Genomic DNA, 24,109 nt, shown 5'->3' with positions numbered 1-24,109 from the left:
AGGTTATCGGTACAATGAGACATAACAGTAGAAAGTTGGAGGGGTTAGGATGTCAGAGGAAATTACGGTTTTAGTAGTAGACGATGAAGAACGAATTCGACGATTGTTAAAAATGTATTTAGAGCGCGAAGGATATGTAGTTGAAGAAGCAGAAAATGGCGCTCAAGCATTAGATATGGCACTAGAAAAAGATTATCATTGTATCTTGCTTGATTTGATGATGCCTGAAAAAGATGGTGTCGCTGTTGCTACAGAATTACGTGATACAAAAATGACTCCGATCATCATGCTTACTGCTAAAGGAGAAGAAGCTAACCGGGTGGAAGGTTTTGAAGCTGGTGCTGATGATTATATAGTGAAGCCGTTTAGTCCGCGGGAAGTGGTGTTACGCGTTAAAGCGATTTTACGACGTTCGGCTGCGTATTCGCCAATTTCCAATTCAACAGCTTCGAAAGATTTGGTTGTTTTTCCTCACTTAACCATTGATCATGATGCTCACCGTGTCACTGCTGATGGTGTAGAAGTGAACTTAACACCTAAAGAATACGAATTATTGTACTTTTTAGCTAAAGCACCGGATAAAGTGTTTGACCGTGAGCATCTACTAAAAGAAGTTTGGCATTACGACTTTTTCGGTGACTTACGTACAGTAGATACGCACGTTAAACGGTTGCGCGAAAAACTAAACCGCGTATCAGAGTCGGCTGCGAAGATGATTGTTACTGTATGGGGCGTTGGCTATAAATTCGAGGTCGGCAATGAATAGAATATGGAATAGTGTTGTCGGGAAGCTATGGATTACGATCCTGCTTCTCGTTTCCTTTGTCCTTTTTATTGTGACCGTTCTGCTTTTGGAATTTCTAGGGAACTATCACAGTCAAACTGTGGAAGAAGCGCTTAATAGCGAAGCAAATATGATTGCGAATATTTTTAACGAGCATGAAGAAGTAGTAAATTCATTAGAAATTATTGGTGATATTATTGGTGCTGAGACAAATGCAGTTATCGCTGAAGAACCATATGAAAGTAGCTATTATATTCATGATGGATTAAATGGTGCAAAAACTCGAGAAGAAATATTAAATGAACCAGTGTTTCAGAAAGTGTTTGAATCAGACGAAACTGTGATGAAAGAAATGCTCTTGCCTTCATTAACAGATCAAAATCGTCTCGAATCCTATATTGTTTTGGCCAGCCCATTAAAGACAGGTGAAGAAGAGCACGGTGTTGTTTTTATTTATCAATCATTGGAAGTAATGGACCGCACGGCGGAACGAACGACCAATATTGTTTTCTTGTCCGCATTTATCGCATTGTTATTAACAACATTTTTTGCCTTCTTTTTATCTTCGCGAATCACATCTCCTTTACGGAAAATGCGTGAAGGTGCATTTGAATTAGCAAAAGGCAATTTTGATACGAAAGTTAAAGCAACTTCTAGTGATGAGATTGGTCAATTAGCTTCTGCATTTAACCAAATGGGTCGCCAATTAAAGCATCATGTAGAAGTAATCAACCAAGAGAAAGAGCAATTATCAAGCATCTTGACGTCAATGGCAGATGCAGTTATCACGTTCAATCAGGATAAAACCATCTTATTAAGTAATCCGCCAGCTGAAAAATTATTAAAGCAGTGGACAATTAAAAGTGGTTCGGCCGAAACGCAATCTTTGCCTGCTGAAATGCTTCATATGCTCGATCATGTTATTGGGTTGCAAGAAGAGATTGAAGAAGAATTGGAAATCGAAGGGGCTTATTACGCGATTAATTTTAGTCCATTGTATAGTGGGGAATCGATCCGTGGGGCTGTCGCCGTATTGCATAATATGACGGAGCAGCATCGTTTGGAGAAGCTTCGAGAAGATTTTATCGCTAATGTATCACACGAGTTACGAACTCCTATTGCTATGCTTCAAGGTTATAGTGAAGCAATTTTAGATGATGTCGGTGCAACTGAAGAAGAGCGTCGTGAAATGACGAAAATTATTTATGAAGAATCACAACGAATGGGCCGTTTAGTTACCGATTTATTAAATCTCGCACGTCTCGAATCAGGGCATATGCGACTTTATAAAGAAATTGTGCAATTAAATAGCTCTATTGAACGGATGACACTTAAGTTTTCTCAAATTGCGAAAGAAAATGGAGTTCAATTGTCTTTCGAAACGACTGTCGATGATTGGACAGCAACGGAAATTGATGAAGATCGCATTGAACAAGTAATGACGAACTTAATCGATAATGCGATTCGTCATACGCCTAAAGAAGGGCATGTGGTCGTTCGTGTCGAACAACAAAAAGAATACGCGAAGATTTCGATTAATGATAACGGTGTCGGCATATCAAAAGAAGATTTGGAATTTGTTTTTGAACGGTTTTATAAGGCGAATAAGGCAAGAACACTTGGAAAAGGTGGAACAGGTCTTGGTTTAGCGATAGCAAGCAACATTATCCAAGCTCACGAAGGTGAAATTTATGCAGAAAGTACTGTTGGACAAGGTACTTCTTTTGTTTTCTTATTGCCATTAAAAGACATGTAACCTTTTAGTTTTAAAGACGACTAATCTAAAGGACGGAGGGAGTATATTGAAGGACTCCGTTTTCCACCGGCTGTACGATGCATATCACCAAGATGTTTTTCAATTTTTAATTTATCTGGTGAAAAACAGGCACCTAGCAGAAGATTTGATGCAAGAAGTTTATATTCGTGCTTTTCGCGCTTATGATCGATTTGAAGGCAGAAGCTCTGAGAAAACGTGGCTTTTTTCAATTGCGAAAAATGTGGCCATTGATCATTTCCGGAAAGCAGCAGTTCGCTCAAAACATTCGATGGAATATTTTGATTGGGAAACACAGCAGTTAGTTTCATCAGAAAAACTTCCAGAAGAAGTTTCGTTGTTAAACGAAGATAAAATATTTTTATACAAGGCATTAGACAGCTGTACAGGAGATCAAAAAATGGTCGTAATTATGCGTTTTTTTCAGGACTTGTCAATTGCGGAAACCGCAGAAGTACTAGCGTGGACTGAAGGGAAAGTGAAGACTACCCAGCACCGTGCCATTAAAGCTTTGCGTGAAAAATTAATAGCTAGGGAAGGGGGAGATGAAAATGCCGAATAACAAATGGACCGATGAATCTATCGAAGATTTGTTGAAGGACTTCCCCGCGATAAAGGATAACCGGCCAAAAGAAAAAGTCTATAATCAATTGGTTCAAAAAGAGCCGGTTCAAAAGCGTCCAAATAGATGGCTGCCGCTTCTTGTCGCGGCATTGGCGTTTATCGCTGTCGGCCTATTGGTCTCCTCTATTATCAATCAAAATGGCAATGATTCTGCTCAAAACAGCGAAAGCTCTGCTGATAACTCGAACGATGGAGCAGAGATGAAGACTCAAGAAGGTTTAGAAGAGCAAGAAGGATTACCTGCAGCTGAAGAATCTGGAGCTGAAAATGCAGATTCATATTCAACAGCTCAAGTAGACGGAACATTTCGGACTGCGGTTTACGAAGAGATGATTGGCGATCAAACTTTAATGACGATAGGCATGACCGAAAATGCCTTCGTTATTCCGGTATCTTTTCTGATCCCAAATGAAGAAATTACAAAAACTTTTGAAGGTTCTATTCCGACGTCTTTAGAATTGTATCAAGAATATGCAGATGACTTAGATGAAGTCGCATTAGGTTTTGATAATTATCACCCGTACGTTGGAACTTTAGAGGAAATGGCTACAGGTATACGTCATGTGCTACCGCAAGATCATCAATATGATTTGGCCTCAGCCAGTATTGGGGTATACATGAATACCATCAAAGAGACGTTTAATGATGTAGCAGAAATTGATGTTACAAATGAAGATGGTTCTCCTGCGGAGTTTTCTCAAGTAGGACCGTTAGAAAAAATTGTTCCGGAAGTAGAGAATCTCGCATATTATGCTTATCAAACGACTCAAGGTGAAATTTACCTTGCACCCGGCTATGACATGCCGTTTGATTCAGCGGAAAAAGCTATTATGGCACTTGCTGTAAATCCGAACGATATCTATCAACCTACAATTCCGCAAGATTGGGAATTCCAAGTATCGGAAACCGATAAACTTGTTCAAATTGAATTTACGAACAATGTCGACCTAGAATCAGTAGACAAAATAGAGGCAGTTCGTATGCTTGAAAGTTTTGTTTTGACAGCTGATGCTTTTGGTAAAGAAGTAGTAGTGAAAGGAATGCGGCAAGAGAATTGGAACGGTTTTAATTTTAGTGAGCCTATACCAATTCCAGTAGCACCTAATTTGTTACCTTGGCCATTACCCTAAACAAAAGAAAGGTTGTAAACAAATTTGTTTACAACCTTTCTTTTTTATACTAATATTAGGGCATAACAAAATATCGATTCATCTTCGGGGCAGGGTGCAATTCCCTACCGGCGGTAATTGAACTCTGTTCATAAGCCCGCGAGCCGTAAAACGCAGGATTTGGTGAGATTCCAAAGCCGACAGTATAGTCTGGATGGGAGAAGGTGAAGGTGCGGACGTTTGTCGTTTACATGTAGACGGAACGCTTTTAAGTGTGCCTTTTCTCCCTTAAGTATTTATTACTTAAGGGTTTTTATATGTAAATGCGGAGTCTAAACCTTTCTTCTGGTGAATCACGACAAGGAGAGAGGAATATGAAGAACAAAAAGTTACAAACAATGATCGCGATTGGGATGTTAAGCAGTATTTCTTTTATATTGATGCTTTTTAACTTTCCACTACCTGCACTTCCTGCTTTTTTGAAAGTAGATTTTAGTGATGTACCTGCTTTAATCGCCGCTGTTACAATGGGGCCAGTTGCAGGGATTTTAGTAGCTTTCTTTAAAAACGTGTTAGATTGGTTGTTTGCAGGTAGTCCAACAGGAGTTCCAGTTGGCCATATGGCAAATTTCGTAACAAGCTTGTTATTTATTTTGCCAGTTTATTTTATCTATCAAAAAGTGGCAACTAAAAAAGGTATGGCTTTTGGATTAACGATCGGAACATTGTCGATGGCAATCGGTATGAGTATTTTAAATTATTTTGTTTTCCTACCGATGTACACCTATTTCCTTAACATGCCACCAACAACTGGTGACGCATTATTCGGAATGATTGTTTTAGGAATACTCCCTTTTAACATAATCAAAGGTGTTCTTTTAACCGCAGTAGTCTTGCTTATGTTCAGTAGCATGCACACATGGATCGAAAAACAAAGAACCTACTATTTATCATAAATGATATAGAAAAGCGTAACTAGCCGTGTAGATTCGACGGGCATAAAACGCTCTGGCGAAGCGGCGTGTTTATAGCCGCACAGCCAGAGTGAGTTATGACCCTAGAATCTGGCTAGTGGAGTCTAGACAAAGAAAAGCGTAAGTGCCTGGTCAGCTCTGACAGCCATAAGGAGACCCAGCAGTGTGGCGTTCTTTGCCACTCTGTTGGGTTAACTTATGTCCCGAAGAGCTAGGCACTGGAGTCTAGACAAAGAAAAGCGTAACTAGCCGTGTAGATTCGACGGGCATAAAACGCTCTGGCGAAGCGGCGTGTTTATAGCCGCACAGCCAGAGTGAGTTATGACCCTAGAATCTGGCTGGTGGAGTCTAGACAAAGAAAAGCGTAAGTTGCCTGGTCAGCTCTGACAGGCATACATAAAAAGAAGGCGTTTTGGGATTTCCCAAAACGCCTTCTTTTTTTAATCAGTCTTCGTATTTTAAAGGATCGCCTTCGAAAGATGTATCTGCGACTTTGATTGAGTCTGTTGGACAGCCTTCAAATGCATCTTCCATGTCTTCTTCGAGTTCATCTGGAACTTGTTCTGTTCCCATGTTATTATCTAAAATAACAAACGCGATTCCTTCGTCATCGTAATCGTAAATGTCGGGTGCAGCAGCACCACAAGCACCACAAGCGATGCAAGTATCCTTGTCAACAATGGTATACTTAGCCATATAGTTTTCCACTCCTTTATCTCCGAACAAGTTCAGTTATACTATCGTATTTATTCTAAAGGTGTTTGAGTAGTTTTTCAACCTAAAACCGCTAGGGGGTACAAGCTTGTTATTTAGTGAACTCATTTTGGCCATTATGAAGCCCGTTAATCGGCAGCGGACCATCTCTTCCCCTTATCATTTAATAAAAGGAAAGAAGTCCGGACAAACGATACAGGATATTGGCTATTTTGGCCTTTATCCTTATTTTGGCGTATTGCCTAAACTGGATAAGAAAGCCTATGACCATGTGGTTCAGAGCTTATTTTCGCAAGGGTATTTACGAGCTAATGAACAGGTAATCGAACTTACTGAAAAAGCGTTAAATGCAAATGTTGCCGACTCCCCCTTGAATGGCTGGAAATACCGTGGCAATGAAAATCTCTTTTTCAATCGATTGTCACTAATTGTTCAAACTTTATCCCATGTGAGTCAATCCGTAAAAACTTTTGACCCGATTGTTAATAACGAAGATATACAAATATGGGTCAAAAACTATTTACAGCAGATTCACTTTCGTGATCTAGCAATAGTCCAGGCATTTAAAAAAGAACTCATCACTACTTTAACCGATTCGAATATTTCTGAAACACATAAATTGATCATTACGGAACGCTTAACAGGCTTTGGTTTGAGTGGTTTAACGTGGCAACAAATGGCGACGTCTAAGAAACTAACTGTGTTAGACGTACAATTGATGATGGCAGAAGCCCTACATGGCTGGATGGCAGAAATAGAAAAATCTAAATCCCCGTTACTTCTGGGCTTGATGGAAGGCGTTATCCAGCAGTCTTCGTTAACAGCAACTGCACAACGTACTGAAAAACTATTTGAAAGAGGTTTTTCTTTAGAACAAATTGCTTCATTACGTCAGTTGAAAACCAGTACGATTGAAGATCATGTGGTTGAGCTTGCCATGAATGACCCGTATTTTAATTTTCAATCATTTATGAGTCAAGAACTGTATAAAGCAATCATTAGCGAAAGTCGACGCCAGCAGTCGAAAAGGTTGCGAGACATTAAAGAGCATTTACCCGATGCGAGCTATTTTCAAATACGCCTTGCGTTATCGATTAAGGAGGAAAATCAATGAATTTGGAGGAGTTACTATATTCAACTTACGGTTTTTCTTCTTTTCGACCAGGGCAAAAAGAAATTATTGAACAAGTAATAGCTGGGGAAGACGTAATTGCGTTATTGCCAACTGGCATGGGAAAATCCATTTGTTATCAATTGCCAGCGAAAATTTTGCCGGATAGTGTCTTGATTGTTTCGCCTTTACTTTCCTTAATGCAAGACCAAGTAGCGCAACTAAAAAAAATGGGCGAAAAGTCAGTTGTGGCCATTAACTCTTTTTTAAAACCAGAAGACAAAGACCGAATTATGACCAACCTTAGCTCTTATAAATTTATATTTATATCTCCGGAAATGTTAGTTCAGTCGTTTATTAAAAAAAAATTACGAGAAATACGAGTTTCTTTATTAGTAGCTGACGAAGCACATTGTATTTCTCAATGGGGATTCGATTTTAGGCCAGATTATTTACGGATCTCTGAAATATTGCCAATTTTAAAATTTCCACAAGTTTTGGCATTAACCGCCACTGCTACTGACAAAGTTACTGAAGAAATAAAAGAGTATTTAGCACTTATCAAACCTTATGTGTATAGCCATCCGATGGACAGAAAAAATATTGTCTACGATATTAAAAAATTTGAAGATAGTGGTGAAAAGCTCGAGTTTTTAAAAACATTTATTCAGAAGTTTAAAGGTCCTGGAATTATTTATGCCGGAACTAGAAAAAAGTCCCAAGAGTTATCTATGCTTTTAACAGAACAAGGCATTTCATCTGCGTATTACCATGGAGGCATGGAACATCAGGATCGAGTTTTCATTCAACAGCAATTTCAAAATGGGGAAGTCGAGTGGATTTGTTCAACCAATGCTTTTGGTATGGGTGTCCACATTCCGAATATTCGACAAGTTATCCATTTTCAAGTGCCAACTTCCATTGAAGGGTATGTACAGGAAGTGGGAAGAGCGGGAAGAGATGGTCTTCCTGCTTTAGCCACGCTTCTTTATGCCCGAGGAGATGAAGCCTTGCTTGAAAGTTTAGTGATGGATGATTTACCCACCCAACATGAAATAGAAGCAGTATTTAATAATGGACCATCAGCAACACATTTAATCGATCAAGGAATTGTAAGAGAAACAGCGTTTCGTGTCATCGCTTACTGGATGACGAAGTTACCACTAGAGGGTGTCACAAATCAAATAGAACTGCTAAGAAAAGGTAAATGGCAGCAAGCATCGAAAATTCGTGAGTTGATTTCACGAGACGGTTGTTTGCGTCGTTATATTATCGGTTCATTTGATCAGGAACTTATAACCAAGCCTGACAATTGTTGTGTGAATGATGGAATTGATTATAGTGTGTTTGAGGCGTATTCTTATTCTGAAAAAAAGGCAATACCGCTTGATTGGCAAGATCGTTTAAGTGTAATATTACCTATATAAGGATTTCATTAACTGTCATTTACAAATGAGCCTTTTTTCGTCATAATAGATATATTAGTACAGATAGGGGTAGTCATGTATGGGGAATCATAGTTATCATGAGTCGATTGAGAAGAATCGGCAAGAAATTTCAGTAGACGATAAATCAGCGTTGTCTAGAGCAGCTCAAAGACAAGCCCAAAAGCCTAAAGCTAAAAAAAGCAAAAGTCTTTTGATGCCTGCGTTATTTTTTATCTTTATATTAATACCAGTTTCTTTGTTGATTTATGTAGCTTTCTTTTTTGAACCCGACGATTCATTGACAGCCAAACCTACAGAAAATGAAGTGAGTTTCGAAATGAATTCCCAGCCTTCTAGTGCTGCCATTGCTGCTGCCGAAAAAGAAGAAAAAGAAAAGGCAGAAGCGGAAAAAGCAAAAGCAGATGCTGAAGCAAAAGCTGAAAAAGCAAAAGCAGATGCTGAAGCAAAAGCTGAAAAAGAGAAATCCGATGAACAAGCAAAAGCGGATGCAAAAGCAAAAGAAGAAGCAGATGCGAAAGCGGAAGCCGATGCTCAAGCTAAAAAAGAAGCGGATGCAAAAGCAAAAGCGGAAGCCGATGCAAAAGCAAAAGAAGAAGCTGATAAAAAAGAAGAAGTGCCAAGTGCTTCAGGCAAAACTTATGTGGTGCAACCTGGAGAAACATTATATCGAATCGCTGTTAATAATTACGGGGCAGCAGGAGCAGCTGCGGCTGTAGAAAAAATTAAACAAGCCAATGGTTTAGGATCAAATAGCATTAGCCCAGGGCAAAGCTTAACATTACCTTAGACCTGAGCCTGATAAACTAGATGCGGGTGTTTTGAAAAGTAGAAAGTGGGGCGAATGAATGTTTGTTAAAAGCGTAATGGTAAAAAGAGAGAAATGTTATACAGTGAAATTAGAGGATTCAGTAAAAGTTGGTTTCGATTTGTTGGAAAAACACACAATCGATGCTTTACCTGTAGTAGACGGAACGGAATACAAAGGAATTTTTACTTGGTATCATGCCTATCGTGCATTTTTCTATTCAGGAAAAACGAAAGAAGAGTTTGTTAGCACAACTAAAGTGGCTGATGTAATTGTTAACCAAGATGTTTACTTAACGATAAATGATGTTTACGAAAAAGCATTAGTAGAACTAAATGATTTTCCTATTATTGCAGTAGTTGAAAATGATCAATTTTTAGGAATTGTTACTCGCTTTGACATCGTTAACCAATTGCAAAGTGCATTTGGGATTGATAAACCAGGATACCGAATTACTTTTACTTCAGTAGAGTCAGAAGGTCGAATTGGTCGACTAGGAGAAATAATTGAGAAATACAAAGAATCTGTAATTTCCTTAGTTACTTTTGATGAAACAAATAAAATGGTTCGACGTATTGTATTAAAGGTTGAGAAAAAAGATAATATTAATCGTTTTGTTAAAGAACTTGAGAAATCAGGCTTCCGAGTATTGGATATTGCAGAAGACGAATAGTAGAATGAAAGAAAAACATAAGCCTGGCTTATGTTTTTTTCTTCTTTTATGAAAGGATACACTACATGAAATATTTAATGCGAATTGGATTGGCGGCAGTTGCACTTCTTCTCCACATGGGACGAAATGCCTTTTCAGAAAAACTAGTACAAAAAACAATTGAACTTCCTACGTACAAAGCATTTAAACCGTTTAATTTACTTTTTATCGCTGATGTTCATCGCAGACGTATAAAAGCGGAGTTAATCGATTTCCAAGTGGATGTCATTGTTATCGGAGGAGATCTAGTTGAAAAAGGCGTGCCTCTTGAACGAGTAGCCGAAAACATCAAAAATTTGCGCGCTCATGCTCCTGTTTATTTTGTCTGGGGAAATAATGACCGAGAAGTAAGCGAAGATGCGCTTAGAAAGATTTTTGTTCAACATGATGTGGTGGTGTTAGATGATAAATCTGTTTCCCTCTTTAATAATCCACAGTTGAGGTTGGTGGGACTAGATCATTTTGCATATAAACCGGACGGATTAAAAAACGCTTTTAGCGAAGTAACAGAACAAGATACGGTAGTATTTGTTTCACATACCCCTTTTGACTTTTGGAAGATAAAAAGACCATATTCAGCCCAATTGCTGCTTGCTGGTCACACTCATGGTGGTCAAATTCGAATAGGGCCTTTTGGGATGTTCAAAAAAGGTTCGATAAAATATAAAAACAATCGAATCGAGTTGATTACAAATGGATTTGGTACTACGACATTACACCTTAGACTCGGTGCACCGGCTGAATATCATTTACTAACAATCATTCCTGAAACAAAAGTGGATGAATAAAATTTGGCAAACAGAGACGGAGTCCTTTATGCTTAAATTAGGATTAAATACAGGAGATGTTTTAAATGGAATATGTAGATGCTCTTATTATCGGAGGCGGCCCGTGCGGATTGTCGGCTGCGATTGAATTGCAAAAAAAGGGGCTTAAAACGATAGTAATTGAAAAAGGAAATATTGTTAATGCGATTTTCAATTACCCTACTCACCAAACTTTTTTCAGTACAAGCGAAAAACTGTCGATAGGTGACGTTCCTTTTATTGTCGAAGGTCGTAAGCCAAAGCGTAACCAAGCTCTAGTATATTACCGAGAAGTTGTTAAAAGAAGTGGGATTCAAGTCCGTCCTTTCGAAACGGTAGAACAGGTTGAAAAGGAAAATCTTTTTAAAGTCACGACCTCAAAAGAACAATATCAAGCAAAATACGTAGTCGCTGCAACGGGATATTATGATCAACCGAATAAACTCGAAGTAGAGGGCGCAAATTCACCAAAAGTAATGCATTATTTTAAAGAGGCTCACCCTTATTTTGATCAAGATGTCTTGGTGATTGGTGGCAAAAACTCAGCAGTAGACGCGGCATTGGCTTTGCACAAAGCTGGAAGCAGAGTGACTGTGTCTTATCATGGAACAAGTTATTCTAAAAGCATTAAACCGTGGATCTTACCGGAATTTGATGGGTTAGTTAGAAAAGGTGAAATCACGATGTTATTTGATTCAATGGTTGATCGTATTAAAGACGAAACGGTTGAGTTAACGGTCAATGATCAAAAAGAAACGATTCCCAATCAATTTGTATTTGCAATGATTGGTTATCATCCCGATCATACGTTTTTAACCTCTATGGGCATTTCAATCGATCCTGTATCTGGAAGACCCACTTTTAATGAGGAAACGATGGAAACCAATGTAAGTGATTTATACATTGCGGGTGTTATAGCGGCAGGTAATAATGCGAACGAAATCTTTATTGAAAATGGACGCTTTCATGGACAGCAAATTGCGGAAGCTATTGCAAAAAAAGAAGGCACAGTTTAATTGTGTCTTCTTTTTTATCGCCTCTGTATAAATGGACTATCTAAGGATTAAAGGGGGAATTTGAGTATGAAGAAAAAAGTGTCATTAATTACAACTGGGGGAACAATTGCCAGTCGAGAAATCTCAAATGGACTGTTAAAGTCAGGAGCAATTTCAGGTGAAGAATTAGCTAAGCTATGTCAGCTTCCAGAAGAAATCGAAGTTAAGGTTGTGGATGTTTTCCAGTTGCCGAGTATGCATATTGGCTTTGAACAAATGATGGGGATTAGACAGGCAGTACTTAAAGAGTTACAAGACCCTGAAGTAGAAGGAGTTGTTGTAACGCATGGAACAGATACATTAGAAGAAACAGCTTATTTTTTGGATTTAACGATAGATGATGATCGTACAGTTGTTATCACGGGCTCTCAGCGATCTCCAGAAGAAGTGGGGACAGATGTTTACTCTAACCTGCAGAATTCTATATACGTAGCTGTAGACCCAAACCTACGCGGAATTGGAGCTGTTGTTGTATTTAATGAGCGTATTTACAGCGCTAAATACGTTAAAAAAGTTCATGCTAGTAATTTACAAGGTTTTGACTCATTTGGGCACGGTTATCTTGGGATTATTGATAACGATACGGTGCGTATTTATCAAAAGCCTGTAATACATGAAGTACATAAAGTGAAAAACGAATTGCCTCGTGTGGATATTATTAAATGTCATTCTGGCCAAGATGGATTTTTGATCGATCAGCTAGTGGCTGGACCTTCAAAAGGCATTATTTTAGAAGCGGCAGGTAGAGGACAAGTTTCTCCGCATATGACAGATTCGATTGATCGAGCGATAAAGCGGGGAATTCCCGTCATTTTAACAACTAGTGCTGAAGAAGGAAATACGTATCCGGCATATAGTTATCCAGGCAGCGCTCATGATTTGTTAACGCGTGGTGTAATTCTTGGGAGCGATTATGATAGCAAAAAAGCACGTATTAAGCTTGCAGTGTTGTTGTCTACTCAAAACTTGATCCAAGCAAATGCTTTTGAAAGATAAAATTAGAATAAGCGTAAAGCGTGAAAAAAATAAATACACGGGTAGGAGAATGCAGTGTAATCCAACTAAAGGGGTACGCATATGATCATTTTACTAACAGTAGCAATAGCCCCTGGCCTAGCGCTTTTTAGTTATTTTTATTTGCGCGATCAATTTGCTGGCGAACCGTCAAAACTCCTTTTACAAAGTTTTGTATATGGGGCTGTTTTAACATTCCCGATTCTTTTTGTTCAATATGTCTTTGAGGCTGAAGGTGTTTTTACAAATAATTTTATTCAAAATGTAGTATTTTCTAGTGTTATTGAAGAATTTTTTAAGTGGTTAGTATTATTAATTGCTGTTTATCGCCACGTAGACTTTGAGGATCCGTATGATGGAATTTTGTACGGAGTGAGCGTTTCTCTCGGGTTTGCAACGATCGAAAACATATTATATTTACTAGAATTCGGCTTACAAACAGCGTTTCTACGTGCTTTTTTGCCCGTGTCCAGTCATGCACTTTTCGGAGTAGTAATGGGTTATTATTTTGGGAAAGCGAAGTTTAGCAAAAGTAACACAAGGAAACGCTGGATTTGTTGGGCGATTGTTAGCTCAGTAATTCTTCATCTTTCGTATAACACGAGTTTATACATATACGATAATATTGTGTACGGTGCGATTCCGTTCATGCTTTTTTTATGGTGGTTTGGCCTACGAAAAGCAAAGCAAGCGCATCAACTTTCGTTGTCACATTATAACGATCAAAATTCGTCAGGACAATCAGAAGATTAAAGTGAATACAAGAAAAGTCTTACACATGGAGACTTTTTTTTTATGTTAAAATATGATGAATACTTAGGATGAGGTGACTATTTTGATAAAACCGATACAAATAGCAATCGATGGCCCGGCTGCTGCTGGAAAAAGCACGATAGCAAAAATTGTGGCAGAAAAACTGGGCTATGTTTACATCGATACCGGTGCTATGTACCGCGCTATTACTATGAAAGCTTTAGCGAAAGGCATTAATATGGCCAGCAACGAAGAAGCTGGAAAATTATTAGCGGAAACTGAAATTGACTTGCAACCGTCTGAAGATGGCCAGTTAGTCTTTCTTGATAAACAAAATGTAACAGAAGCAATTCGTTCGCAAAACGTAACAAAAGCGGTATCAGAAATGGCAGCGCATGAATTGGTGCGTATGCGTATGGTTGAGTTGCAACAACAATTGGCTGAAGGTCGCGGAGTGGTGATGGATGGTCGGGATATCGGAACACACGTCCTTCCAGACGCGGCATTAAAAGTTTTCATGTCCGCATCAGTTGAAGAACGAGCAAGAAGACGATTTGTAGAAAATCAAAAAAGAGATATTTTGACATCTCTTGAAGAGCTTCAAGCCGAAATTGCCAAACGAGATAAAATGGATAGTGAACGTGAAGTGGCACCATTACGTCAAGCTGAAGATGCTATTTACCTAGATACAACAACTTTAACCATTGAACAAGCTGCACAAGAAATATTGAAATTGGCTGAAGAGAGGTTGGTGTAAATGAACTTATACGCATTTGGTAAAGGACTTGTAAAAACAGTATTAAGCCCTCTTTACCGGTTTGAAGTAATAGGCAAAGAGAACTTTCCTAAAGATGGCGGTATTCTTTTATGCTCCAATCATATCCATGCCTTAGATCCACCGGTTGTCGGAATGACGGCTCCTCGAACAGTTCATTTTATGGCGAAAGAAGAATTGTTTAATGCGCCAATTCTTGGATCGATTTTGCCGAAAGTAAATGCTTTTCCGGTAAAACGTGGCATGAGTGATCGTGAAGCTCTTCGTACAGCATTAAAAATATTGAAAAATGGCGATGTCGTTGGATTGTTTCCAGAAGGAACACGTTCAACTGATGGCATACTAAAAAAAGGTCTTAGCGGAGCAGGTTTTTTTGCGCTAAGAGGCAATGCGGATGTAATGCCATGTGCGATTATCGGGCCCTATAAGGCGTTCCGAAAAGTACAAGTGGTTTACGGGGAACCAATCCAAATGGCACCTTTTCGTGAGCGAAAAGCCTCAGCAGAAGAAGTAACTGAAGTTATTATGGCGAGCATTCAAAAGATATTAGATGACTATTCAGGTAATAAGTGATAATTTTTGTTTTTATTAGAGAATTCGAATAAAATAGAAGGTGGATAGTTTGTGAAGGAGGGCTACTTATGTCAGAGGAAACGAATAAGATGGAAAACCGTGACTTCCAAACAGGAGATCGCGTTAAAGGGGTAGTAGCAAAAATTGAAGAAAAAGCAGTGACGGTAACGATTGAAGGAGCGCCATTTGACGGCATCATTCCAATCAGTGAGTTATCTAGCTTGCACATTGAAAAAGCTTCAGATTCAGTCGAAGTTGGAGATGAGTTAGAGCTTATCATTACTAAAGTAGAAGATGAAAATTTTGTTTTATCTAAAAGAAAAGTGGATGCTGAACAAGCATGGGACGATTTGGAAACCAAGTTTGAATCAGGTGAAATCATCGAAGCTGAAGTAAAAGATGTTGTTAAAGGCGGCTTAGTTGTTGACTTAGGCGTACGTGGATTTGTTCCAGCATCGCTAGTAGAAGACTATTTTGTCGAGTCTTTTGAAGACTACAAAGGAAAAGAACTGACTTTTAAAATCGTCGAAATGGAAAAAGAAAATAATCGGTTAATCCTTTCTCATCGCGCAGTAGTTGAGAAAGAAAAAGAATCACAAAAAGAACAAGTCATGGACAAAATCCATGCCGGAGATGAGTTAAAAGGAAAAGTGCAACGTATCGCTTCATTCGGTGCTTTTGTCGATATCGGTGGAGTAGATGGACTTGTTCATATTTCTCAGCTCTCGCATGAACACGTTGAAAAAGTTTCTGACGTGGTAACAGAAGGCCAAGAAGTGACTGTTAAAGTTTTATCTGTTGACCGTGATTCAGAACGGATTTCGTTGTCGATTAAAGATACGCTTCCTGGACCATGGGATGCTATCGATGAAAAAGCGCCAAAAGGATCTGTTCACACAGGGACAGTTAAGCGCTTAGTTAGCTATGGTGCTTTTGTGGAAGTTCTTCCTGGCGTTGAAGGCTTAGTTCATATTTCGCAAATTGCCCATAAACATATTGCAACGCCAAGTGAAGTATTAACAGAAGGCGAAAAAGTAGAAGTGAAAATCTTAGAAGTTAATAAAGCTGATAAACGGTTGTCTCTAAGTATTAAAGAATTGCAAGAAAAGCAAGGCGAGCAAGATTTTTCAAATTACGATATGCCTGAAGAGTCATCTGGTTTTTCAATCAGTGACGTCATTGGCGATAAACTTAAAGGTTTTAAATCGGAATAAGATGTCTAGAGCTGAACGTAAAATGGATCATATACAATTTGCTTTAGCTACAGGACAAAGCAAAAAAAACATGTTCGATGATATTCGTTTCGTTCACCAAGCTTTGCCTGATACTGCGGTATCCGATATTTGCATAAAACCAAAAACAGGTGATTTGAATTTACAATCACCTGTTTTTATTAATGCAATGACGGGTGGAGGCGGACAAGATACTCATCAGCTGAATGGTCTTTTAGCTCGAGTTGCTCGGGAGACAGGTATGGCTATGGCAGTTGGCTCTCAAATGGCGGCATTAAAAGATGCAAATGAGAGGCAATCATACGCCGTGGTTAGGAAAGAACATCCAAATGGCATATTTTTCAGTAACTTAGGAAGTGAAGCAACAGTGCAACAGGCAAACGACGCAGTCGAAATGATTGGAGCCAATGCGCTGCAAATTCATTTAAATGTTGTGCAAGAGTTAACGATGCCAGAAGGTGACAGAGATTTTCGTGGTGCACTTGAACGTATACAAGCTATTGTAGAGGGCGTTAATGTTCCGGTAATCGTAAAAGAAACCGGGTTTGGTATTTCGCGTGAAACGGCAGAGAAATTACGTAGTTGTAACGTTTCGGCAATCGATGTCAGTGGTTTTGGTGGAACCAATTTTGCTTCGATTGAAAACAAGCGCCGTCAAAGAAAATTGTCTTATTTTGAAGATTGGGGTATTCCGACAGCACCAGCAATTGTTGAAGTAAAGAGTGTTTTCGATAAAACTGTACTTGCTTCTGGAGGAATACAAGATGCTCGAGATATGATTAAGGCATTTTTGCTAGGAGCTGATGCAGTAGGTCTTGCTGGCTCATTTTTAAAAGTCGCAATGCAAGAAGGCGAAAAGCAACTGATTTCTGATATTCACTCGTTGTATGAAGATTTGACTATGATGATGACAGCGCTAGGCGCTGAAAACTTAATGGAATTACAGAAATGTCCTGCAATAATAACGGGAGAAATGGCCCAATATTTAACTGCTAGAGGCTTTAATCCAGCTTCTTACGCATGTGTAACGAAAAACTGAATATTGCACATTTAAAGGGGATGGACATTTAACAGATGACATCGCCTTTTTCGTGTATAATAGGCATATCAGAAGTGGAAGGATGAATTTATTATGTCAAAACCGGTAGTAGCAATAGTTGGCCGGCCGAACGTTGGTAAGTCCACGATTTTCAATCGCGTGGTAGGAGAACGGGTTTCAATTGTGGAAGATATTCCAGGAGTGACGCGTGACCGTATTTACAGTTCGGCAGATTGGCTGACACACGAATTCAATATTATAGATACAGGCGGGATCGATCTTCGCGACGAACCGTTTCTAGAACAAATCCGTCAACAAGCAGAAATTGCTATGGACGAAGCAGACGTCATTATTTTCCTTGTAAATGGTCGTGATGGCGTAACTAATCAAGATGAACAAGTAGCTAAAATTTTATATAAGACAAAAAAACCAGTTATTTTAGCGGTTAACAAGATCGACAATCCCGACATGCGTCACTTGATTTATGATTTCTATACATTAGGAATGGGTGAACCTTTCCCGCTTTCTGGATCTCATGGTTTAGGATTAGGGGATTTATTGGATGAAGTTGCTAAAAACTTCCCACAAGACGATGATGAGGAATATCCTGACAATGTCATTAAATTCTCTTTGATTGGTCGCCCGAACGTTGGTAAATCTTCTCTTGTAAACTCATTTTTAGGAGAAGAGCGTGTTATTGTCAGTGAAGTAGCCGGAACAACGCGCGATGCTATTGATACGCAATATGAGTACAATGAGCAACCGTACGTGATTATCGATACTGCTGGTATGCGTAAAAAAGGAAAAGTGTATGAAACAACTGAAAAATACAGTGTATTACGAGCTTTGCGTGCGATTGAACGCTCAGACGTTGTTTTAGTGGTCTTGAATGCAGAAGAAGGTATTCAAGAGCAAGACAAAAAAATTGCTGGATACGCTCATGAGGCAGGCAAAGCAGTCATTATTATTGTCAATAAGTGGGATGCCATTGAAAAAGATGAAAAAACCATGAATGTCATGACGCGTAAAATTCGCGAGCATTTCTTGTTTTTAGATTATGCACCAATTATGTTTGTTTCTGCAATCAGCGGTAAACGCGTGCATAACATTTTAGAAATCGTAAACAAAGTAAACGATAACCATTCGAGACGTATTCAATCGAGTATCTTAAACGAAGTAATCGAAGATGCAGTTGCTATGAATCCTGCGCCATCGGATAAAGGGCGTCGTTTGCGTCTTTATTATGCAACGCAAGTGGCTATCAAACCGCCAACATTTGTTGTCTTTGTGAACGATCCAGAAATGATGCACTTTAGTTATGAACGTTTCTTACAAAACCGAATTCGTGAAAGCTTCGATTTTGAAGGAACGCCTCTTCGTCTTATAACGAGAGCTCGTACTTAAGGTAAAGGTGGTTTTAGCTTATGGAAAAAGTTTCTGTATTTGGAGCAGGAAGCTGGGGAACCGCGCTGAGCTATGTATTGGCTCAGAATAGACATGATTTATTGCTTTGGACACATCGTCAAGAGCAAGCTGATGAAATCAACCAGCATACAAATAAACGCTATTTAAAAGATACGCGCCTTCCGGAAAGCCTGAAGGCGACAAGTGATTTGTCGCAGGCGGTTGCACACGGTGATATTTTTGTATTGGCTGTTCCAACAAAAGCGATTCGTGAAGTTTGTCAAGATATTAAAAAAAATCTCAATCGCAAAGTTTTGTTTGTGCATGTTTCTAAAGGCATTGAGCCGGATTCGTTAAAACGGATTAGTGAAATGATTCGCGAAGAAATTCCGGAACAATGGATCGAAGAAGTGGTTGTCTTATCTGGTCCAAGTCACGCCGAAGAAGTAGTTCAAGAACATCCGACAACGGTAACGGCTGCATGTGAGAACACAGAAGCAGCCGTACGCATTCAGGATCTGTTTATGAATAGTTATTTCCGCGTTTACACTAATACCGATGTAATCGGTGTTGAAATTGGTGGAGCCTTAAAAAACATCATCGCATTAGCTGTTGGTATTACAGACGGTCTAGAGTTTGGTGACAATGCAAAGGCTGCAATTATGACACGTGGACTAGCGGAAATCGCTCGTCTTGGTGTGAAAATGGGAGCAACACCTTTAACGTTCTCTGGCTTAACGGGTGTGGGCGATTTGATTGTGACATGTACAAGTGTCCACTCACGCAATTGGCGTGCAGGCAATATGCTAGGAAAAGGGAAATCCTTAGATGAAGTGCTTGAAGAAATGGGTATGGTAGTAGAAGGAATACGGACGACGAAAGCTGCTTATCAGCTATCAGAGGCATACAATGTGCCTATGCCAATTACTGCTGCTCTTTATTCAGTACTGTTTGATAATGTTTCGACAGACGACGCAGTTGGAAAGTTAATGGGACGCACGAAAAAGAACGAAATGGAAGACTTGGTCGACTTGCTATAATTGTCACAAAAGAAGAGGATGCTTAAAGCAGACTCTTCTTTTTTTATGCTATACTATGGACTGAAACACTACGAAAGGCGGGCAATTATGAGTGCTTTAGACAAAATGTGGGTATCATTTGCCGGAATTCTTTTTTTACTACTTTCAATGGGTTTAATCTATTTAAGTAGATACAAATTGCAAAATGGCATTCTAAAATTTATTTTTGCGCTAGTTGCATATATATTGCTGATCCTTGGATTTTTCATCATGATATTCACGGTATTCAGCGGACCAACAGGCGGCGCTTGAGGTGAGAAAAATGAAAAAAATATCAATGCTGTTTTTATTGTTGTTAACGATTGGGGTTTTAGCGGCTTGTGGGTATCCGCAAAGTGAAAGAGCCGAAAATCAAGTTCCATATGAAGACCAATTACTTACTGTGCAAAATGCTGTGAATCAGTACAAAGATGCAACGGGTGGATTGCTTCCGATTAAAACTCGTGATATGGATGTAGACCAATACATTAAATATCCTATTGATTTTTCGAAAATTGTTCCCGCATATACTGCGGAAATACCAACCAATGCATTTGAAACGGGTGGGATTTTTCAATATGTCTTAGTGGATGTGGATGAAAATCCAACCGTGAAACTGGTTGATTTAAAAGCTGCAGAAGCAATTCGATCAGTGAATGTGCGAAAAAGCGCGAATGGAGGAAAAGCCCCAATCGCCGAAATATTAGCCGATAATGTTTATAAATTTAATCATAAAGCAATGGGATTCTCAGAGGAACCTACTGTTGTTAGCCCTTATAGCGGTAGAAACTTGCCGATGGTTATTACGGGAAGTGGAGACGTCTATATTGATTATGCAATGGACCTTTTCACCGAGCTTCAAGAGTATGAAGGGGAGCTAGAACCAGGACAAGATATTCGATTTATTTTGTATGAAGATTATCCAGTTCTGCCAGCTTATTCACTTCCGTACACCATAAACGAAGAAAATGAACCGATTTTTTTAACAGAGTAAAAAACCTTGATTTGACGCGTTTTTGATAGAAATAGCTGCTTTTTAGAAAATTTTGTTAGCATTTGGTGTGTTTATTGGAAAAGTGGGCTGTTTGTTGTTGCTATGCGATTTTCGATGTGATACTCTTTTTACAGGATTGATGGTTGCATCCCCTTTGAGAGGAGGTGAATAGCATGAACAAAACAGAATTAGTGAACTCTGTTGCTGAAGCAGCTGAACTTTCTCGTAAAGACGCTGCCAAAGCAGTTGACGCTGCATTTGAGACGATTCAAGACGCTTTAACTAAGGGTGAAAAAGTACAGTTGATCGGATTCGGTAACTTTGAAGTACGCGAACGCGCGGCCCGCAAAGGACGTAACCCGCAAACTGGTGCTGAAATCGAGATCGCTGCAAGCAAAGTTCCTGCATTTAAGCCAGGTAAAGCGCTTAAAGACGCAGTGAAGTAAGCTTTAGCCTCTGTACATAGGATGACTTTTGCGAGACACAATCTTGCAAAAGTCATCCTTTTTTTGAGCCAACAATTTTACGAAACACCTGCGCGTATGCTACGATTCATGTGAGAAAAGCGGAGGGAGCCGTCTCAGCTCCGACAGGCATAAGGCAAGATGACGAAGCGGCATTTTTTCAGCCGCACAGTCAGCATGCCTTATGACCCCGAGGGGCTGGCTCCCGCAGCTAGCCAGTGAGAAAAGCGGAAGCGGTCGTTTTGCTCCGACAGGCATAAGACGGATCGGCGAAACGGCGTTTTTTCAGCCGTACAGCCGAAACGGCTTATGACCCGAGGGGCAGACCGCTGAAACTAGACAGTGAGAAAAGCGGAAGCGGTCGTTTTGCTCCGGCGGGTATAAGACAGGCTTGTGAAGTTATAGATTGTTAAAAAAGTACTTATTGCTATAAAATAGATGAGCAGCTTTTGCTGCCAAACAAATAACCGATTCGTCTTCAACAGGGGGAAGCAGAGTGATAGATGTGAGAGCACAAAAAGTAGATCTTGATAAAATCGAGCAAGCAGTCTCGATGATTTTAGAAGCAGTAGGAGAAGACGTAAGTCGAGAAGGGTTACAAGATACACCGAAAAGGGTAGCTAAGATGTATGCAGAAGTATTCTCCGGATTAAAAGAAGATCCAAAAGAATATTTTAAAACTGTTTTTCATGAAGGTCATGAAGAGTTAGTACTGGTCAAAGACATCCCGTTCTATTCGATGTGTGAACATCATCTTGTACCATTTTTTGGCAAAGCTCATATTGCTTACATTCCTCGTGATGGAGTGGTAACAGGATTGAGTAAATTGGCTCGTGCTGTAGAAACGGTTTCAAAACGTCCGCAACTTCAAGAGCGTATTACATCTTCGATTGCCGAATCATTAATGGAAACCTTAAATCCGCATGGTGTGTATGTCATGGTTGAAGCAGAACATATGTGTATGACAATGCGAGGCATAAAAAAACCAGGCGCAAAAACGGTGACAGCTGTTTCACGAGGAATTCTTGAGACTGATGCAGTTAAGCGTTCAGAAGTAATTACTTATATTAATATGAACTAAAACTAAAAAGTAGGTGCGAAGATGGCTCAGACAGAATATATTATCATCCGTGCTCAAGAAGATGGCGTAAACGTTATTGGATTGACTCGAGGGAACGATACAAAATTTCACCATACTGAAAAATTGGATAAAGGCGAAGTGATGATTGCTCAATTTACTGAACACACTTCAGCTATGAAAATTCGTGGCAAAGCGGAGATTCATTCTGCCCATGGTATCGTTGAAAGCGAAGCTAAAAAATAAACGATATTGGTGAAGGCAAGGCTATGCCTGTGATATACTAATGTAGTATGGCTAAATCATGAATGGAGCAAGCAGTATGAAGGGACATCAAATACAATCGAAAATCATCTCAATGGAAATCGAGGTCTTACATGCTGTGCGACAGCGGACGCTCGATCAATTTACAGAAGGTCCCTCTGTCAAAGAGTCCCGTTTGTTTTTTTTACTATTGCCTTTTTTCAGCGGGAAAACTTGGTCGCCAGATATTGAAGCCTCTGCAAAAACGGTTTCCATCGTGTATGCGGCTTTAAATGCCCATGATCAAATAAGAGAAGATACCCCGATTATTAAAGAACAACAGTTAACGGTGTTAGCTGGAGACTTGTATAGCGGGATTTATTATCAAATGTTAGTGAACACTAAAAACATTGCGATGGTCCAGCAATTGGCATCCGCTATTATTAAAGTAAGTGAAAGCAAAACATCATTTTTTGAAGAGGAATTTCGAACGGTAGAAGAAATTGAAAGTGCCATTTCCGTTATTGAAACCGAGCTTTTAATGTCTTTTTATACATTTTATGGATATACCGAATATGCACTGTTGGCTAAACAAGCGCTGCTTTATATTCGTTATACTGAAGAACTAAACCGATTGCAATCTAACCATTATTCGCATTTTCTGCGTGAAGTAACCACAAAGCTTGTCCATGAAAATTATACAAAATACTGGCTAACGGAAAAGTTGGATAGCCTGCATGAACAGATTTTGGCGTCGATCGCCGATTGTGCACTAGATTATGAATTAGCACAATTTCTGCTCCATCAAATAACCCCGCACCAGCATAGAGCTGAGCAGCTGACCCGAGAAGGATGACTGATATGCCTAAAACGAAAGAACAGAGAGTCCACGAAGTATTCGAAAAAATATCTGAAAACTACGATCAAATGAATTCGGTGATCAGTTTTCAGCAACACAACAAATGGCGTGAAGACACAATGTCTAAGATGCAAGTGCCAAAAGGTGCTGCAGCGATTGATGTTTGCTGTGGAACGGCTGATTGGACGATTGCGTTAGGAAAAGCGGTAGGTGAAACCGGACAAGTAATTGGGTTAGACTTTAGCCAAAATATGCTGAATGTTGGACATGATAAAACAAAAGAGATGCCGCAAATCGAATTGATTCAAGGAAATGCAATGTCATTGCCCTATCCCGATAATTCTTTTGATTTTGCGACAATCGGTTTTGGATTGCGCAACGTGCCGGATTATCGTCAAGTGTTGTCTGAGATGCATCGTGTATTAAAGCCAGGCGGAATGATTGCTTGTTTAGAAACATCTCAACCAGAAAACATTGTTTTTAAACCATTTTTTAGAATGTATTTTCGTTTTATTATGCCGGTTTTCGGTAAGCTTTTCGCTAAAAGTTACAACGAATACTCCTGGTTACAGGAATCAGCAAAGACGTTTCCGGGCATGAAACAATTGGCAAAATTGTTTACAGAAGTTGGATTTGAAAAAGTGAAATACAAGCCTTATACCGGAGGCGCCGCAGCCCTTCATTTAGGTATAAAAAAAGTAAACTAG

The 24,109-nt window shown here is 39.4% G+C and carries 27 protein-coding genes and 1 riboswitch; of the genes, 26 read left to right on the top strand and 1 reads right to left on the bottom strand.

Going from position 1 to position 24,109, the window contains the following annotated elements:
- The first annotated feature begins 49 nt into the window (after positions 1 to 49).
- From BCM40_RS10045 to BCM40_RS10025, 5 genes are all read left to right on the top strand, one after another.
- Complete coding sequence (locus BCM40_RS10045; RefSeq protein WP_065526036.1) at positions 50 to 766, top strand: response regulator transcription factor; 717 nt, start codon at positions 50 to 52, stop codon at positions 764 to 766.
- Entirely contained in the window at positions 759 to 2,540 is a 1,782-nt protein-coding gene (locus tag BCM40_RS10040; protein ID WP_065526037.1) for an ATP-binding protein, read from the top strand. The genes BCM40_RS10045 and BCM40_RS10040 overlap by 8 nt, the downstream gene beginning before the upstream one ends.
- Positions 2,541 to 2,586: 46 nt before the next feature.
- Positions 2,587 to 3,120, top strand: coding sequence for an RNA polymerase sigma factor SigX (locus BCM40_RS10035; RefSeq protein WP_065526038.1), 534 nt, complete (start codon positions 2,587 to 2,589; stop codon positions 3,118 to 3,120).
- The gene (locus BCM40_RS10030; RefSeq protein ID WP_065526039.1) at positions 3,110 to 4,312 is read left to right on the top strand and encodes a hypothetical protein; all 1,203 of its coding nucleotides are present in this window, start codon (positions 3,110 to 3,112) and stop codon (positions 4,310 to 4,312) included. The genes BCM40_RS10035 and BCM40_RS10030 overlap by 11 nt, the downstream gene beginning before the upstream one ends.
- A gap of 76 nt (positions 4,313 to 4,388) precedes the next feature.
- Positions 4,389 to 4,521: riboswitch (FMN riboswitch) on the top strand.
- A 144-nt stretch (positions 4,522 to 4,665) separates the two neighbouring features.
- Positions 4,666 to 5,247: an ECF transporter S component gene (locus BCM40_RS10025; RefSeq protein WP_065526040.1), complete on the top strand. Its 582-nt coding sequence runs from the start codon at positions 4,666 to 4,668 to the stop codon at positions 5,245 to 5,247.
- A 462-nt stretch (positions 5,248 to 5,709) separates the two neighbouring features.
- On the opposite strand, the gene BCM40_RS10020 is transcribed toward BCM40_RS10025, so the two are convergent.
- Positions 5,710 to 5,961, bottom strand: coding sequence for a ferredoxin (locus BCM40_RS10020; protein WP_006829841.1), 252 nt, complete (start codon positions 5,959 to 5,961; stop codon positions 5,710 to 5,712).
- Between the two features lie 106 nt (positions 5,962 to 6,067).
- Here BCM40_RS10020 and BCM40_RS10015 point away from each other — a divergent pair, with 106 nt between their 5' ends.
- From BCM40_RS10015 to BCM40_RS09915, 21 genes are all read left to right on the top strand, one after another.
- Positions 6,068 to 7,093 (top strand): YpbB family protein, encoded by a 1,026-nt coding sequence (locus BCM40_RS10015; protein WP_065526041.1) that lies wholly within the window; start codon positions 6,068 to 6,070, stop codon positions 7,091 to 7,093.
- The gene (locus BCM40_RS10010) at positions 7,090 to 8,517 is read left to right on the top strand and encodes a RecQ family ATP-dependent DNA helicase (protein WP_065526042.1); all 1,428 of its coding nucleotides are present in this window, start codon (positions 7,090 to 7,092) and stop codon (positions 8,515 to 8,517) included. The genes BCM40_RS10015 and BCM40_RS10010 overlap by 4 nt, the downstream gene beginning before the upstream one ends.
- Before the next feature lie 79 nt (positions 8,518 to 8,596).
- Positions 8,597 to 9,325: a LysM peptidoglycan-binding domain-containing protein gene (locus BCM40_RS10005; RefSeq protein ID WP_065526043.1), complete on the top strand. Its 729-nt coding sequence runs from the start codon at positions 8,597 to 8,599 to the stop codon at positions 9,323 to 9,325.
- Positions 9,326 to 9,383: 58 nt separating this feature from the next.
- Entirely contained in the window at positions 9,384 to 10,016 is a 633-nt protein-coding gene (locus tag BCM40_RS10000) for a CBS domain-containing protein (RefSeq protein ID WP_065526044.1), read from the top strand.
- Between the two features lie 65 nt (positions 10,017 to 10,081).
- Positions 10,082 to 10,843 carry a metallophosphoesterase gene (locus BCM40_RS09995; RefSeq protein ID WP_065526045.1) on the top strand — a complete coding sequence of 254 codons (762 nt, stop codon included), beginning with the start codon at positions 10,082 to 10,084 and terminating at the stop codon, positions 10,841 to 10,843.
- A 65-nt stretch (positions 10,844 to 10,908) separates the two neighbouring features.
- Entirely contained in the window at positions 10,909 to 11,877 is a 969-nt protein-coding gene (locus tag BCM40_RS09990) for a YpdA family putative bacillithiol disulfide reductase (RefSeq protein ID WP_065526046.1), read from the top strand.
- 66 nt (positions 11,878 to 11,943) lie between these two features.
- A complete protein-coding gene (locus BCM40_RS09985) occupies positions 11,944 to 12,912 on the top strand; it encodes an asparaginase (RefSeq protein ID WP_065526047.1) in 969 nt (322 codons plus the stop codon).
- An 81-nt stretch (positions 12,913 to 12,993) separates the two neighbouring features.
- The gene (gene prsW, locus BCM40_RS09980; RefSeq protein WP_065526048.1) at positions 12,994 to 13,683 is read left to right on the top strand and encodes a glutamic-type intramembrane protease PrsW; all 690 of its coding nucleotides are present in this window, start codon (positions 12,994 to 12,996) and stop codon (positions 13,681 to 13,683) included.
- A gap of 82 nt (positions 13,684 to 13,765) precedes the next feature.
- Positions 13,766 to 14,440 (top strand): (d)CMP kinase, encoded by a 675-nt coding sequence (cmk, locus tag BCM40_RS09975; RefSeq protein ID WP_197681391.1) that lies wholly within the window; start codon positions 13,766 to 13,768, stop codon positions 14,438 to 14,440.
- Positions 14,441 to 15,031, top strand: a complete 591-nt coding sequence (locus BCM40_RS09970; RefSeq protein ID WP_065526049.1) for a lysophospholipid acyltransferase family protein — start codon at positions 14,441 to 14,443, stop codon at positions 15,029 to 15,031.
- A gap of 68 nt (positions 15,032 to 15,099) precedes the next feature.
- On the top strand, positions 15,100 to 16,245 hold the full coding sequence (rpsA, locus tag BCM40_RS09965; RefSeq protein WP_065526050.1) for a 30S ribosomal protein S1: 1,146 nt from the start codon (positions 15,100 to 15,102) through the stop codon (positions 16,243 to 16,245).
- A gap of 22 nt (positions 16,246 to 16,267) precedes the next feature.
- Complete coding sequence (gene fni, locus BCM40_RS09960) at positions 16,268 to 17,302, top strand: type 2 isopentenyl-diphosphate Delta-isomerase (RefSeq protein ID WP_272947679.1); 1,035 nt, start codon at positions 16,268 to 16,270, stop codon at positions 17,300 to 17,302.
- A gap of 93 nt (positions 17,303 to 17,395) precedes the next feature.
- The gene (gene der / locus BCM40_RS09955) at positions 17,396 to 18,706 is read left to right on the top strand and encodes a ribosome biogenesis GTPase Der (RefSeq protein WP_065526052.1); all 1,311 of its coding nucleotides are present in this window, start codon (positions 17,396 to 17,398) and stop codon (positions 18,704 to 18,706) included.
- A 20-nt stretch (positions 18,707 to 18,726) separates the two neighbouring features.
- Complete coding sequence (locus tag BCM40_RS09950) at positions 18,727 to 19,746, top strand: NAD(P)H-dependent glycerol-3-phosphate dehydrogenase (protein WP_065526053.1); 1,020 nt, start codon at positions 18,727 to 18,729, stop codon at positions 19,744 to 19,746.
- A gap of 87 nt (positions 19,747 to 19,833) precedes the next feature.
- Positions 19,834 to 20,037: a DUF2768 domain-containing protein gene (locus BCM40_RS09945; RefSeq protein ID WP_008431005.1), complete on the top strand. Its 204-nt coding sequence runs from the start codon at positions 19,834 to 19,836 to the stop codon at positions 20,035 to 20,037.
- A gap of 10 nt (positions 20,038 to 20,047) precedes the next feature.
- Positions 20,048 to 20,758 carry a hypothetical protein gene (locus BCM40_RS09940; RefSeq protein WP_065527691.1) on the top strand — a complete coding sequence of 237 codons (711 nt, stop codon included), beginning with the start codon at positions 20,048 to 20,050 and terminating at the stop codon, positions 20,756 to 20,758.
- A 173-nt stretch (positions 20,759 to 20,931) separates the two neighbouring features.
- Positions 20,932 to 21,204, top strand: coding sequence for an HU family DNA-binding protein (locus BCM40_RS09935; RefSeq protein WP_006829858.1), 273 nt, complete (start codon positions 20,932 to 20,934; stop codon positions 21,202 to 21,204).
- 514 nt (positions 21,205 to 21,718) lie between these two features.
- Entirely contained in the window at positions 21,719 to 22,303 is a 585-nt protein-coding gene (folE, locus tag BCM40_RS09930; protein WP_083394511.1) for a GTP cyclohydrolase I FolE, read from the top strand.
- 21 nt (positions 22,304 to 22,324) lie between these two features.
- Complete coding sequence (gene mtrB, locus BCM40_RS09925) at positions 22,325 to 22,546, top strand: trp RNA-binding attenuation protein MtrB (protein WP_006829861.1); 222 nt, start codon at positions 22,325 to 22,327, stop codon at positions 22,544 to 22,546.
- 76 nt (positions 22,547 to 22,622) lie between these two features.
- Positions 22,623 to 23,399, top strand: a complete 777-nt coding sequence (locus BCM40_RS09920; protein ID WP_065526054.1) for a heptaprenyl diphosphate synthase component 1 — start codon at positions 22,623 to 22,625, stop codon at positions 23,397 to 23,399.
- A gap of 5 nt (positions 23,400 to 23,404) precedes the next feature.
- Entirely contained in the window at positions 23,405 to 24,109 is a 705-nt protein-coding gene (locus BCM40_RS09915; protein WP_065526055.1) for a demethylmenaquinone methyltransferase, read from the top strand.

Origin of the sequence: Planococcus donghaensis (genome assembly GCF_001687665.2) — a bacterium.
GTDB classification, from domain to species: Bacteria; Bacillota; Bacilli; order Bacillales_A; family Planococcaceae; genus Planococcus; species Planococcus donghaensis.
This window is presented reverse-complemented; position numbering and strand designations above follow the sequence as displayed.